This window comes from Rhodococcus sp. 320_ES, from assembly GCF_059691855.1.
In genome coordinates, this window is record NZ_JCAWAG010000008.1 from 22,135 (window position 1) to 36,503 (window position 14,369).

The window sequence follows — 14,369 nt, forward strand, 5'->3', positions numbered from 1 at the left end:
TGTCCTCACCCGGCACAGCATGGTCTCGTTCGACTGATCGAGTCTCCGCCTTCGCACGAACCTAAAGGAAGTATCAATTATGCCCGAAACCCAGCTAGTTAAGGCCGCGATTTTCACAGGGCTGTCCGAAATGGCTCTGGTTGAAAAAGAAGTCAGGTCACCACGCCTTGGGGAAGTGTTGCTCGACGTCAAGGCAGAGGGAGTCTGCGGGAGCGACTTGCACTATTACCACATCTCGGCGGAGGCTATGGAGTCCCATACTCAACCTCGAAAGCACACAACGACTCCCGGCCATGAGATCGCGGGCATCGTCGAGGCCGTAGGCGAGGGAGTCAGCCATCTAAAGCCGGGTGACCGAATAGCCGTGCAACATTACTCGGGTTGCGGCAACTGCCTGTCTTGTCGAAAAGGGTGGGACAACCATTGCCAGAACAACACCGTATATTCGCTCGACCGAGACGGCGGCTACCAGGACAAAGTAATCGTCGAGGCACGGGATTGCGTGCCTCTTCCCAGCGAGCTGAGTTTCGGAGCGGGTGCCTTTCTAGCCTGTGGTGCCTCAACTGCATATCAAGCGTTGCGTCGGGCTGACATCCCGCTCGGCGGGACTGTCGCTGTCATCGGCCTCGGGCCGGTGGGACTTGCTTCCCTGGCTTGGGCGAAAGCGTTGGGGGTCCGCGCATTCGGGATAGATCCGGTTCCTGAGCGCTTGAAATTCGCCTCAGATCTCGGATTCGAGAGCCACGATTCCAACGATTTCGATATCGCTTCCATCGCACCCGACGGTGTGGATTCGGTGATCGACACTTCAGGAAACATTCATGGCCGCCGGACGGCGTCACGCATCGCGAAAGTCTGGGGCACTGTCGTGCTGGTCGGATTTGGGCCAGGGTACGACATCGATCCAGTTACGGACGTGATCATGCGACAGTCGACGATCAAGGGGTCGTTCGTTTTCAGCATGCCGGTGATGATGGAGGCTGTCGCGGATGCGGTGAAACTAGGACTCGATCTCGACCCCATTCTCACAGTTCACTGTCGCTTGGAAGACGCGCCGGCTGCTGTCGCCGACTTCGCCAGCGGCAGTATCGGAAAAACAACCATCACTTGGCCGTAACTCACCCACGACAACGTGACCGGTGGCAAGACGACGTGGCGCGCCGTCTGAATGCAAATCGTCGCCACATCCTGAACAGGTTCGGGCACATCCTGCCCCCAAGTCCGAAAACCACATCACCAAGCGCATCGATGGTCGAGTTAGACACCGGGGGACTGCATCAAGTCTCGATGTAACTCTCAAAAAGAGTGCCAAGTTCCTCTTACGATCGTCCCCCGGATCCAGAAAGCGCCGCGAACACCGAAATTCATCGGGCTCCGTACGACTCCCTCAAGCCCGCACACAGCTGCTGTAGTGACCACCCCTACGCATGAACCACACCCGCCCACCGTAGGGCGCACCCACGCCATACTTTGGCATTCCCAGAGGAACGTGAAATGACCAGATCTGTTCAGCCGGCCCAGGACGGCGCTACAACCTTGTGGCACCGATTGGGATTACCTCGCCCCCTACTGTTCGGGTATCTCGGCCTGCTCCTATTCATGATCGGTGACGGCGTCGAATCGAACTTCCTCGCGCCATTCCTGCGCGACAACAACGGACTTGACACCGAACGCGTGGGACTTCTCGTCGCCATGTACGGAATCGTGGTCGCATTTGCCTCCTGGCTTTCCGCCGCACTCTCCGACTTATGGGGACCCAGGCGGGTCATGACGATCGGCTTCGCCACCTGGGTGTTCTTCGAGGTGATCTTTCTGACATTCGGTGTCGCCGGGGATAACGAGGTCGTCCTGTTTGTCTCTTACGCATTCCGCGGTCTTGGATACCCCCTGTTTGCGTTCGGATTCCTTGTGTGGATCGCGGCGGTCGCTGACAGACGTCGGCTCGCGACAGCCATTGGGTGGTTCTACGTCATGTTCACCGCGGGTCTGCCGACGCTCGGAGCGTTGGTGGCGTCCAGCACGATCCCCCTCATCGGTGGTTACAACACGTTGTGGCTTTCGGTCGGCCTGGTCGTCCTCGGTGGCCTGCTCGCATTGTTCGGCGTGAAAGAGAAAACCGGTCGGTCCAGGCTCGCCGAACCCGACGCCAAACCATTCGACATCTTGTTCCTCGGTTTGCGCTTGATCGCGACCCGTCCCCGGGTTCTCAGTGCTGTCACCGTCCGCATGATCGCAACGGCGCCGCAGTACGGCTCGTTCGTCTTCTTTCCCGTGCTGTTTGCGGAACAGTTCGGCTTCGGGCTGTCCCGGTGGCTTATATTGACCACTGTCATCTATGCCGCCAACATCCCCTTCAATGTCGTGTTCGGCATGATGGGCGACCGTTTGGGATGGGTCCGTACCGTCCGGTGGTTCGGCGCGGTCTGCGCAGGCGTGAGCATCCTCGGTCTCTACTACCTGCCAGCCTGGACTGGTTCTTACACCGTTGCGCTACTCGCCGGCATCGCCTTCGGCATCTCTCTCGCCGGGTTCATCCCAATCTCCGCGATCATCGCAGCACTCGAACCGAAGCACCCCGGCGCAGCGATGTCCGCGTGCAACGTCGGCGCGGGCTTATCGGTCGCCGTCGGCCCGTTGCTCGTTGCGGTTTTTCTGGGAACGGTCGGAGCCGAGGGCATGGTCTGGATCTTCGCCGGCATGTACGCTCTCGCAGCGCTACTGACGCTTGTCCTTCCCGTGAGCGCGATCCAACTCTCCGCGAGTAAGACCCCGACTCATCCGACCACCTCGTCTACGCACTGAAAGCCACATTGGCAGGGCTCACCAACGGTCCCAATGCACCCACACAGTTGGTGAGCACTGCCGCCTCCCGCCGATGCGCCACCCCGCAGAACTCACGCGACTCGAAGCTATGAGGATTCTTGTCATGTATTCCGGTGCGGTCATGGTTGCTGGCGACTTCGACAATGCCCGAGCGAGCTCACCGGGTCGCGAACCGACACCTACCGGTGCCAGAGCCTGAAACGACAATCTCGACCTTACCGTCACCGTCACCGTGACCACGGACTCGGACCTGGATGCCAAAACTTAGTTCGAAAAACCGCTTATTAAGGGTGCAAGCATGATGTTTCGCGATACTTCACCGTCAAGAATTTGACGTCGGACCCCGCCGATAAGCCGGTTTTTATGTCAGGTGGAACCGCCAGGATCTTCTGACGCCCCTGTGGGCGTCGGTGGCACGTGGCCTTCTCAGGGTGCGGCCTCGTCGCCGAGCAGGTCGAGGGTGCGTTGCAGCAGCGCTTCGATGCGGTCCTCGACGTCGTCGACCATGTCCGGGACATCAGCCAGGGCGGTGTGCGCGCGGCGCCGCGCGTCGACACCCGCGCGGTAGTACCCGGAATCGAGGTCTGCTGGTGTGGGCTCGGGACGAATCACGTCGATTTGTTCGGCGTCCGCGTGTGGTCTACTCGAACGGCGTCGTGGGGTGTGCAGCGGTGAGAGCCCGGTGCGGTGCGCGGCGATCACCGATCCGATCTCGGCGGCGGTCATCGGAGCGGCAGGCAACGGTAGGTGACCCCACCGGTCGATCGGGACCGCGACCGGACCGCCGCGGTGCGGTGACGCGGTCATGTCGGGAAACGTGTTGTGCTGCAGATGCTCTGCGAGCAATGTCGTCGAGGGTTACCGGTCGGAGAATTGCAGGACGGTGTGCCAGCGCTCCCACACGTCGACCGGCTGAAAGCCGGTGGCCTCGTGGGGGTCGATGCGGATGCGGGCGTGGCGATCCCACGCCGGTTCTTCAAAATCGCCGCCTGGGTGCAAGATTCGGAGTTGGCGGCGACGGGATACGTTCTCGATCAGACACCGTCGTTGGGTCCGATCCTCACCCGGCCCGCCCGCACCGAGACCGCCACTCCCCCACTTGGCCCGTACCGGACATTCCAGGTGCCGATCGAGGACATCGCCGCAGACACCGGCCTGTCGATGGACCAACTGATCGGCGCGGATCGCTACACCCTCCAGCCCGCTGCGCGACCGGTCGGGGAACGTTGGACGGAGTTGACTGCGTACGCTGATATTGCGCTGTAGCAACGAGACTCGGTAGCGTCGAGCCGATGGGGCAGGGTGGTCGCGCGCAGGGACGCCGGTGATCGCGACACGGCCTTCGGGCCCGATCAAGGCTTGTGTTCGTCGGTCGACCTTATTTCTTTCGTCGAGACGGTCCAGTTGAGTTCGGCTGCGGCTCGGGCTGTTTCGGCCGTCTCGTGTGGGGTCCAGGTGCCGTCGCTGATCAGCGCGACCACGTTCGCCATCTGCGCACACAGTGCCGCGATATCGGCATCGGGGTCCGCAATGGCGGGCTTCGTGCCATGGTTTCCTCGAAACCCTTTATTTCGCCTGACAAGTCGCGTCGAATCCGTTCGATCAACGGCCTTCTCGACACTAAGGACACGACGGCTACCACCGCGATCACGAAGGTGGTGGCGAAGAGGCTACGACGATGAACCTTCACTACGAGAACACTCGCGATGTGTGGGTCGAGCCGGTATCCGGTTCGATAGTGGCGGTCGAGGAACAACCTCACCGGTGGCTTGTTCCGAGCGTGGACGACCCACACGCGGTTACTACTCTCGACGCACGCACTGCGTTCAGCGACGGGGAACTACCCCGGCTTTGGCCAGCCCGATCACCTCGGCTTTGGACGCTACCGCTGCCGGTGAGCTGTATGTCGAGCCGGTGTGACCCGAGATGACGAGATGTCGGCGACGCTCTTGTTTTCATTCAGGGTCGGCACAGCCGCGCCGAGACGAAGCGGTGGGGCGTGGTCTCGATGTCGTTGCTGATCAGCTGGTTGCGCCACCAAAAACGGGTCATGGCACTGATCTCGTGCAGCCCTCGGGCACGCCATATCGCGGAACCATCCTGAGCGCACCATCCAGCCGAACGACTTCTCCGTTGATGTAGGAGGAGCGAAGCAAGAACAGCGCCAGTTCAGCGAATTCGTGGGCGTCGCCGAGCCGTTTAGGGAAGATCACAGATTCACTCAGATGCCTGCGGCGCAGGCCCGACAACTCGTTGATCATGGGACTTTCCATCACGCCTGGTGCGATGGAATTGACTCGTATGCCGTGTTCGGCGAGATCTCTGGCCAGGGTGAGGGTCATACCTGCGATCGCAGCTTTGGACGCAGCGTAGGCAGCCTGGCCTGGTAGGCCTTCGTAGGCGGCGATCGACGAGGTATTCACCACGGCACCTCTAGCACCGTCGGACAACGGTTGCTGCCTGGCAATCTCCGCTGAGGCGAGTCTGGTCACGTTAAACGTTCCCACAAGGTTGATATCTAGTACCCGGCGAAATTCTTGAAGAGGGTGCGGGCCACCGTCGTTCAGCACTCTGGTCGATGACCGAATTCCGGCGCAATTAACGGCGTAACGAAAGTGCTTCCCCGTTCCAGTGGCCGTGGTCAGCGCGTGGCGCACACTGTCCTCGTTTGTCACATCGCATTCGACGAACTCGATACCCGGCTCGTCGGGTGGACGAGACAGATCCGCGCCGACGACACTGGCACCATGCTCGCTCAGCGCCCGAGCTGTGGCGTAGCCGAGACCGGACGCAGCGCCGGTCACGAGCGCAACCGAATCTGATAGTTCAGACATCAGGACCCAACTTTCCGGAGGTCTATGGCCCGAGTCTCTTTGAAAGAGATGACGACCACAAGTGAAGCGACGCATAGTAATACGAAATAGATCTGAAAAAGCCAGCCCAGGCCCATCGAGTTCAAGGCTGTGTTCAAATACGGGGCAGTCCCCCCAAAAACTGCGACCGACAGTGACATGGCAATTCCGATTACTTTCGTTCGCTGGTTTGTCGGTAACTGTTCTGCAATGGTGGCGGCGTAGATAGAGGTAGCTGCACCTGCGACAGCGAGAGCGACAGCTTGCGCCGTGAACAAGGTCCATGGTCGAGAGTCGATCAAACCGAGTAAGGGAAAAATCAGAGCCGTGAACGACACGGCCCAGAAGATCAGGACGGGCTTTCGCCCGATCTTGTCCGATAGCGCACCCCACATCGGAAGCACGACTATCCCGACGAGTTGGGCCAGAAGGCTGGCGCGGAATGCACCGGACGATTGCATTCCGTGCTGAGAGATCGCAAAAGCGGAAGCGAAAGAGTTGAACGTATAGAACACGACCGAAGTACCGCCGGTGAATACGAATAGTTTCAAACCGGAGATGAACAACTGCTTCCGTGACCACCTCGCATCGTCCGGTGTGTCTTTTTCCTGGGTCTCGTAGACGTCGCTCTCGATCATCCCTCGTCGAAGGTACAGAGCGAACAATGCAAGCAGACCGCCGACGAAAAATGGGACCCGCCATCCCCATGATTCGACAGATTCGGCCGGAACTGTCGCGGTCAGCACCGCACCCATCGCTGTTGCGAGAACGGTCCCGAGGCCCACGCTGATGTAGACCGTGCTCGACCATAAACCTCGGCGGCGAGCAGGTGCGATCTCAGCGACGTAAGCGTACGACGCTGTGGATTCACCTCCATGCGCAAACCCCTGAACAAGGCGGGCGAATAGCAGCAGCGCGGACGCGAGCCCACCTATGGCACCATATGCCGGCGTGACGGCGATCAACAGGCTCGCTGCAGCCATCGTGAGCATGGTGGCAATCAGTACGGTACGGCGACCCGCTCTTGCTGCCAGGTATCCGAAGAACATTCCGCCCAAAGGGCGCGATACGAAACCTACGGCGAAGACGACGAGTGTCGCCAGCATGGCGGATACCGGATCGGACTTGTCGAAAAGTGCCTGAGCGATGAATGGTGAAAAAACTGCGTACGCGGTCCAGTCGTACCACTCCAGAGTATTCCCGACTCCGCTGGCGAACAGAGATTTGAACCGTTTTTCAGACGTAAGTTCGAGGTGGTTACGAGCCGACACTTCACTAGGGACAGTCATGGGTAATTTCTCCTCGCTAACCGGCTGTTTGGGTGGACAACGCAGCAAGTTCGGATGGTGCCGGGCGTGTCTCGGACAGTTCCCGGCACACTTCGATAATGGAGTCTGTCCCCGGGATGATTGCTTTTTGCAATTTCCCGGGCGTCGGGATTCGAGAGTCGGGTGTTGCGAGACGGCGAATATCCAACGGCATCTCTCGGCCGAGACCTTCGTGGATGCGAGAAACCACTTCCCCGCCGAAGCCTCCGGTCAAGTTTGCTTCGTGCACCACGGCCGCACGGCCTCGTGCATGACGAACAGCGGCGGTCACCGCCTCCAGGTCGAGTGGAGCAAGCCAGCGCAAGTCGAGCACAGCGATCTCGATACCCTCACTTCGTAGTTGCGCCTTGGCTGCGAGTGCGCGCTGCACCATGGCCCCCCACGTGATCACAACAACATGATTCTCGTCTGCTGGATATAGACGTGAACCGCGGACTGCCTCAATGTCCGCGTCTGGATAGACGACGCCCTTGAGTTGGTACAATTCGCGTGACTCGATCAACACAACCGGGTCCGCGTCCGCGATCGCTGCACGGGTCATGGCATAGGCATCTGCCGGGCTCGCAGGCAGGCCTACTCGAAGCCCGGGAATGTGAGCCAACAGTGCCTCGAGGCTTTGAGTGTGTTGGGCGCACGACCCCGCGGTTGCGCCCTGTTGGAGTCGCACGGTCAAAGGTGCGGACTGAGTACCTCGACTCGCGTATCGAACATTTGCTGCCTGGTTCACGAGTTGATCGAGTGCAACCATCAGAAAGTCCATCCACATGATCTCGACTACAGGGCGCAGACCTGCGATGGATGCACCCACGGCAGAACCCAGAATTGCGGTTTCGGCAATCGGGGTGTCGAATACCCGTCGAGTGCCGAAGCGCTTCTGCAGACCGCGGGTGACCCCGAAAATGCCGCCGGCAAAGGCGACATCTTCGCCGTAGACCACCATTTCCTGTCGTTCGGAGAGGTCGGTGGCCAACGCCGTGTTGATGGCCCGCCAGTATTCCATCGGGCCGGACGGTTCGCCGCGACCTTTGTTCGTGCCGCGATGTCCGATTGCTTCGGCCGCGTAGATGTCGGTGGTGGCATCTGCGATGATCGGCTCTGCCATGTTGCGTACCGCGACCGTAGCGGCGTCCACTTCGGACTGCACGGCGGCGTCGACTGCCTTGAGTTCTTCCGCGGTGGCGGTTCGATCCGAGATCAGTTGGCGGACCAACCTAGCCAACGGATCTCGGGACTTTGCGTCCTCGATGTCGGCCCGTGGGCGGTAGTGCTCGATGTCGCGGTTGTAGTGACCTTTCATGCGAACGACTTTGAACTCAAGGAAGACAGGGCCTCGTCCGGCGCGAGCCTCGTCGAGTGCCCAGGTCGACGCGTCGAGCACTGCTTTGAGGTCACACCCATCGACCGAGCGTGATGGTAAGCCGTACGCAGCTGCACGATTGGCAAGCTGCGGGTCGCGCGTCATTTCGGACGCAGGCGTCATCTCAGCCCAACCGTTGTTCTCGCAGATGAACACGACCGGAAGATTCTTCACAGCAGCGAAGACTAGGCCTTCGTGCAGTGCACCTTGGCTCATCGCGCCGTCTCCGATTGTTGCTACTGCCACGCCTCCGGATTCGGTGATTTGGGCAGCAAGCGCGACCCCATCGGCTATTGGGGCGCCCGCGCCCACAATGGAGTTCTCACCGACGAACCCGTATTCCGGTGCCGTGAGCATCAGCGACCCCGAGCGTCCCCCGTTGATACCGCCTGATCGTTGACAAATTTCACCCATCAACTCCACGAGCGGTACCCCGCACCCGAGACCCCAACCGTGACCTCTGTAGGTGGACAAGATTTTGTCTTGCGGTTGCTTCAGCGCTGTCACGCCGATTGCGACAGCCTCGTGGCCGTGGCAGGTATGCACAGAGCCTACGAAGAAGCCCTCGGAGCTGAGCTCAAGGCAGCGGTCCTCCATCGATCGGATCCGCCGCATTTGCCGGTAGTACTCGATGTAGTCATGCACGCGTTTCTCCTTTGGTTAGAAGTCGACTATGACCCCCATCACAAACGGATGTCAATATTTGAATACTATTTCATTTAATGAAATAGTAGGATCGGCACATGTCAACCCCACCTCCAAAAGCCCGTGCCGTCACTACGCTTCAGACTCTGGCTCGTGGCCTTGCCTTTTTGGAAGAGGTGGCCGCGTCGCAGGTTCCGCCTACCGTCAAGGAGGTGGCCGAGCGACTCGGGCTGAACATCACCACCAGCTACCATCTGTTCAATACCCTTGTCGATCTTGGCTATTTGACGCGAGATGCCAACTCGACGCTTCACATCGGCGCGAAAAGTTCCGCCCTCGCGCAGGCCTACCGCCGTACCGTCAGCCCGCACGGCCGCATAGTGCAGTTGGTCCAGGAACTGTCGGCACTGACCAACGAGACGGCATCGGCCTCTATGGTCGTCGACAACCGGATGGTCGTTCAAGCACTGGCGGAGGGGACTCAACCAGTCAAGGCAACGGGCCTCTACATCGGTTTGACAGGACATGAATACTTAAGAGCATCAGGCAGATTGGCTCTGGCACTTCTCGATGCCGACGCAAGCAAAGCAATGTTCACACTCTCGACCGCACGCCTCAGCGCGATGGAGCGAGAGGCGGCGCAAGCGACACTGGACGAAGAGCTCCCCGACACCCGATCGCGTGGGTGGTCATTGGACCCGGGCGACTATCAAGAGGACATCTCCGGGGTTTCCGCTCCTATTCTCAGCCCATCAGGCACGCTCATCGGAACCATCAACCTATCGACCCCGTCAACCAGATTCGCTGTTCAGCGGGATCGACTCATCGCCTGCGTCACCGAGCATGCTGCGCGCGCATCGGAGCTCGTTGCCCACTCTGAACAGTCGTGAAGCGGTGCGCGATGTATCGAAATCCGCTTACGCAACCGGGAAGCCCGAGAACATTTGGAGCGTCCTATATGTGTTCCGCATCAGGCGAGGTCGCTGTCGCGCCACTACGGTGTCTGCCAGATGGCGGTTGCAGGCAGCGGTGGGAGCCGCGCTGTGAACGAACGTGGACGGTGTAGAGCGCCTGTATTGAATGGGACCTCGAGACTATTCGATAACTGAGCTCTTGCAGCGAGTTTCGGACTGTCCGGTGTACAAGGCATGTTGACGATTGGTCCGGTCGTTCGTCTGACCGAGGCGCAGCAACTGCTGCTCAAACGGGCTCTCGCAGATTGGCTACTGCCCGAGAGTCGACATGGCCTTTGTCGCTGCACCCAGCTGAGTTTTTCAAAACCGATGACACCCAGGGGCAGCGCCCGCCTGCTTTGCGCGCTCGGGCATAATTTTCGGATAGGCCGCGTTGGACTGTAACGAGATCGGTGACACTGATTGCGCGTAGAGTACAAGGACAACAAGCTCAAAAAGCTGTGCACTGACGAGCGCGAGATGCAGAAGCAGCGACCCGACCTGAAGAAAAAGCTACGACTGCGTGTAAAGGCGCTCGAAAACTCGGAAACACTGGGCGATCTGCCTGTTGATGACCCCGGGGGCGCTTGGCACGACCTTAAGGGCAAGCGCGCGGGCACCTGGGCTGGAGAGCTCAGTGGAAACTGGCGGCTGCTGGTCGCACCGTCGCCCAATTCGTTGACCGCTACAGAGACCACCGTGATCGACGTCGAGGACTACCACTGAGGAAGGATCGGCCATGACCGCCACGAACTACGCCGTAGCTCCCGGGGAGTACTTGGAGGAGTGGATCGACGATCAAGACCTGTCCCAGCAGCGGGTAGCTGAGCTTCTCGGCACCAGCCGCAAGCAGGTTAACGAGATCGTCAACGGGCGCGCGCCGATCACTAGCGACACTGCCATGCGCCTCGAGCGCGTCGTCGGCATCCCTGCGAGGACTTGGCTTAAGTATGAGGCACTGTATCGAGCCGACCTTGCCCGTATCGCCGACGAAGAGGGCCTCGCCGAGCATGTCGACGAGATCGCGCCATCAGCGATCGCTTACTTGCGTAGTATCGGCGCGACCGGGGCGACCAAACGCACTCCCGGCAAGCTGGTATCTGACTTCCTTGCGTTCCACCGCTGCGGCACTTGGGCCGCGTACGACCACCTCCACCGAGAGGCCTCGACAGGCGACTATGCACTGGCCGCGCTAAAGGACTCGAGTGCAACGCTCGATCGAACGCTTCTGACGACGTGGCTTCGAGCGGCTGAGCTGGCAGAGCCGTTCGAACGGGGTCGGCACTATGATTACGACCCCGCTCGGCTCAAGGAGGCTCTGCCCAAACTGCGCGCGAGAGCTGCCGCACCTGACTCAGCGATGCTTCGGGACACAGTCAACATGCTCGCCGATGTTGGTGTGGTGTTCATGGTGGTTGAGCCGCCCAAAAAGCTCCAGTTGCTGGGCATGACCCGGTGGATCGACAAGCGAGTGCCCGTTATCCAGCAGACCGGACGGTGGGGCAAGGATGGCTTTGTCATCTGGACGCTCTTCCACGAACTCGGCCATGTGCTCAACGACCCAAGAGGCGAGATGCACGTCGAATACAGCACGCAGAAGAAGCGCAACAGCGCCGCGGAAAAGGGGGCCAATGCGTTCGCGATGAAGATCTTGTTTGGCGAGGACGGCATCAAGCCGTTTGAGGGACTAACCCGCGATCGCGAGATTGCAGATGCCGCGGCGAGGATCGGCATTGCGCCCGGCGTGGCCGTGCACCAGATGCACCGGCGTCGGCTCCTGGATTACCGATTCGGTAACGGGCTTTGCGTCGATCTCGCCGGCACCTTCACTGCATAGGAGGAAGAGACCTGAGCTAGCCATGCGTCGCTGCTTCATAACCCGATATTAGTGACCGCGTTGCCGACGAGGGGCGCATGTTCGCGTCGATACACCTCGACGGAGTCGAGGCTGGCGTGGCCGGTTTGGCGTGCGATGGCGGAGCCGTCGGCACCGTTGCGGGTGCCTTGGGTGACGAACCCGGCGCGCAGTGAGTGCCCGCCGAGTTTGGCGAGCGACGCAGGGTCGAAGCCAGCATGTTTGGCGCGGCGGCGGATGGCCTGGTGGATCGCAGCTCCGGACAACGCGCTGGAACCGAGGTTGCCGTTCTTGGCAACTGCCCGGAGCAACGGTGCGCGGGCGGCGGTGCGCGGCACTCCCCCACGACAGACGTGAGCGTCGAACGGTTCTCGCTTCCGGAGTAGGCGGATCACGGACGGACGGCCGCCGGCGTCGAACGCAGCCACGACCTGCACCCAACGGACGTACGCGCACGGTGGGCAGGTCTCGTGGGAGTCTGTGTACGGCAGGGCCTTCACCGCTCCCCTGCCCTCTTGGTCGGTCTTCGACTTCCGCAGCCGCACATGCAATCCGTCGTGCCGGTGCACGATGATGTCGCCGCACACGAGGTCGGAGAGTTCGCTGCGTCGGAATGCGCCAGCGAACCCGAGGAGCAGAATTGCGGAGTCGCGGCGTTCGAGGACCTCGTCGGCCCAGCCTCGGCATCGGTGCCTTGCCGTCTCGACGAGGAGTTTGATGTCCTCGACCAGCAACGGGTTTCGCGGGGTGCGGGGTCGGTCCCCCGCCGCGGCATACTCACGCCGGATGCCGGACAGAGTCGCGGTGACGAGTTCATGGGCTGACGGCGACAGATGCCCGGTGGTGCGGTGTCGGTGGTTGATCGCGGCGATCCAGGTGCCGAACGTAGCGACGGCGTAAGCCCGCTCCCCTGTTTCGTTTCGGGTGTCGGCTGCGTCGACGAGATAGGCGGCGACGGTGATCGGGTGCGCAGGAAGCGTCACGTGACCATTCGTCTCGCACCAATTGGTGAAGCGTCTCCACGCCGCGGCGTATGTCTTGCGCGTTCCATCGGACTGGGAGGAGTGCACGGCGGCCGCGATCCGCTTCGCGACGGCGGGTGGGATCTCCGGCTCGACCGCCAACGATCTGCCGCCCAGGGTGTTCTCGACAGTGCTCACCGCAGGTGCATGGCCTGGCCGGAAGTCCATAAGGGCAGCCTATCGCAGGTCACCGACACGTCTGCACAGCAAAACTGTGCTGACCCGGCGTTCTGGGCCAGACGATGCGGAAAATGCAATTTACATTGGCATAATCTGAAAAAATGTGGGTGACTATGAAGCGCCGCTCGTCGCGGTGTTTTCACCAGCCGCAGTGCGAGGTCACGCGGATAGGTCGTTGGGCTGACCTGGGTCACCATCACACAATCTGCTCGGTTGCAGACCTCGGTAGGTGTCATTGAGACCAATACAACGACAGCATGAGCTGCCGAAATGGCGTGCCAGCGTCTGATCCCGAGAGTGTTCGCGGACTGCATTGGCGGCCCCTGCTCCTATCGGCGGACGGGCGATCGGGCGTCGCAAACACCTTGTCTTGCGTCGAACGCTTAATCGCCGAGACTCTATATGAGGGACCGGGAAGGAGAAGTCCGTCGACCTCCATAGTCGAATCGTCGTCTTCTCACCCCACATCAGGCTCGGACTTGAGCCGTCTTCGGCCGAAACGTGTGCTCCTTGCTGCCGCTATGCGGCTTGCCCTGCGGATTGTCCCCTCGGCCCATCATCAACGCTCGGCGCTCCGACGGGCTAAGGTCATCGCACCGGCGGCGGCTATAACGTCTCTTCAGGTGTTCCATCAAGACAAACCCCGGCATTCAGTCCACTGTTGCCGTAGGTCGCGCAATGTCACGTGACGAAGCCGATTTCCTGTGGGCTAGATAGTCTCGACTCTTGATCCTGAGTTGGCCATTGCGGGAGCCTACGTTCTGGCTGGGAATGTAAGGCGGGATCCGCTGGGTTCAGCCCACTCATAAGCCCACTCATAAGCCCATACGTATGGCCGTAGGTATGACTGTAGGCCGGGACGTGCGATGGGGGTGCAAGGTGGGTTTGTGTTCCCGGTTGGTCAAGTGGTCGGGTGCACTCCCCCAGCTGGTTCGCCGACGTGCGGACGGCGATCGCAGTTGCGCCACTGTGCGGCGGCACCATTGGCGTGTGCGTCGTCTGGAGCAGCATGCCTGTGACTTGCTCAGTTCATCCTCTGCGTTCGGGCTATCACACCTGTTGCGTTGAACCCTGACCACTACTGTTTGTTGAAATCATGCGATGGTCGGGTCTCTCGACCTGATGATCGGATAGTCGCCGGTTGGTCGCGATGTGTGTCGGGGTATCAGCGGCGTGGATTGGGCGTGCCTGCTGCCGTTTCTTGGTTCTCATTGAAGGCTGGCCTGGTGAGCGATGGCCGTGAGGTGCTACATGGGCACCCTGTCTGAGGGGCGGGGTGAACCGTCCTGGGTCTGGTGGAGACTGTGATCTCACCAGGAGAATGCCGTTATGGCTGCACCGAGGAAGTTCGACG

At 60.6% G+C, this 14,369-nt stretch carries 12 protein-coding genes; 7 read left to right on the forward strand and 5 right to left on the reverse strand.

All coding sequences use genetic code 11. From position 1 onward, the window contains the following. Nucleotides 1–79 precede the first annotated feature (79 nt). Nucleotides 80–1,117, forward strand: coding sequence for an alcohol dehydrogenase catalytic domain-containing protein (locus tag AC59JP_RS22945; RefSeq protein ID WP_027498727.1), 1,038 nt, complete (start codon nt 80–82; stop codon nt 1,115–1,117). A gap of 377 nt (nt 1,118–1,494) precedes the next feature. Then, a complete protein-coding gene (locus tag AC59JP_RS22950) occupies nt 1,495–2,802 on the forward strand; it encodes an MFS transporter (RefSeq protein WP_497328200.1) in 1,308 nt (435 codons plus the stop codon). Between the two features lie 447 nt (nt 2,803–3,249). Here the strand turns inward: AC59JP_RS22950 and AC59JP_RS22955 are convergent, their stop codons facing one another. Continuing rightward, nucleotides 3,250–3,630 carry a hypothetical protein gene (locus tag AC59JP_RS22955; RefSeq protein WP_196806163.1) on the reverse strand — a complete coding sequence of 127 codons (381 nt, stop codon included), beginning with the start codon at nt 3,628–3,630 and terminating at the stop codon, nt 3,250–3,252. A gap of 78 nt (nt 3,631–3,708) precedes the next feature. On the opposite strand from AC59JP_RS22955, the gene AC59JP_RS22960 reads away from it, so the two are divergent. After that, the gene (locus tag AC59JP_RS22960) at nt 3,709–4,089 is read left to right on the forward strand and encodes a hypothetical protein (RefSeq protein WP_497328202.1); all 381 of its coding nucleotides are present in this window, start codon (nt 3,709–3,711) and stop codon (nt 4,087–4,089) included. A gap of 412 nt (nt 4,090–4,501) precedes the next feature. Next, nucleotides 4,502–4,753, forward strand: coding sequence for a porin PorA family protein (locus AC59JP_RS22965; RefSeq protein ID WP_081631861.1), 252 nt, complete (start codon nt 4,502–4,504; stop codon nt 4,751–4,753). Nucleotides 4,754–4,871: 118 nt separating this feature from the next. Here AC59JP_RS22965 and AC59JP_RS22970 read toward each other — a convergent pair whose 3' ends face one another. Genes AC59JP_RS22970 through AC59JP_RS22980 form a run of 3 tightly spaced genes read right to left on the reverse strand, consistent with a single transcriptional unit; the run spans nt 4,872 to nt 9,005 of the window. Further along, nucleotides 4,872–5,627, reverse strand: coding sequence for an SDR family oxidoreductase (locus AC59JP_RS22970; protein ID WP_231383812.1), 756 nt, complete (start codon nt 5,625–5,627; stop codon nt 4,872–4,874). A gap of 29 nt (nt 5,628–5,656) precedes the next feature. Beyond that, nucleotides 5,657–6,964 carry an MFS transporter gene (locus AC59JP_RS22975; RefSeq protein WP_497328205.1) on the reverse strand — a complete coding sequence of 436 codons (1,308 nt, stop codon included), beginning with the start codon at nt 6,962–6,964 and terminating at the stop codon, nt 5,657–5,659. Between the two features lie 16 nt (nt 6,965–6,980). Then, nucleotides 6,981–9,005 (reverse strand): alpha-ketoacid dehydrogenase subunit alpha/beta, encoded by a 2,025-nt coding sequence (locus AC59JP_RS22980; protein ID WP_497328207.1) that lies wholly within the window; start codon nt 9,003–9,005, stop codon nt 6,981–6,983. 98 nt (nt 9,006–9,103) lie between these two features. Between AC59JP_RS22980 and AC59JP_RS22985 the strand changes: the two genes are divergently transcribed. The 3 genes from AC59JP_RS22985 to AC59JP_RS22995 all read left to right on the forward strand — a co-directional run bounded on the left by AC59JP_RS22985 (nt 9,104) and on the right by AC59JP_RS22995 (nt 11,795). After that, on the forward strand, nt 9,104–9,895 hold the full coding sequence (locus tag AC59JP_RS22985) for an IclR family transcriptional regulator (RefSeq protein ID WP_497328209.1): 792 nt from the start codon (nt 9,104–9,106) through the stop codon (nt 9,893–9,895). 486 nt (nt 9,896–10,381) lie between these two features. After that, complete coding sequence (locus AC59JP_RS22990; protein ID WP_020111357.1) at nt 10,382–10,684, forward strand: type II toxin-antitoxin system RelE/ParE family toxin; 303 nt, start codon at nt 10,382–10,384, stop codon at nt 10,682–10,684. A gap of 13 nt (nt 10,685–10,697) precedes the next feature. Next, complete coding sequence (locus tag AC59JP_RS22995; RefSeq protein ID WP_020111358.1) at nt 10,698–11,795, forward strand: HigA family addiction module antitoxin; 1,098 nt, start codon at nt 10,698–10,700, stop codon at nt 11,793–11,795. Nucleotides 11,796–11,830: 35 nt separating this feature from the next. Here AC59JP_RS22995 and AC59JP_RS23000 read toward each other — a convergent pair whose 3' ends face one another. Then, nucleotides 11,831–13,003 (reverse strand): site-specific integrase, encoded by a 1,173-nt coding sequence (locus tag AC59JP_RS23000; protein WP_497328212.1) that lies wholly within the window; start codon nt 13,001–13,003, stop codon nt 11,831–11,833. Between the last annotated feature and the right edge of the window lie 1,366 nt (nt 13,004–14,369).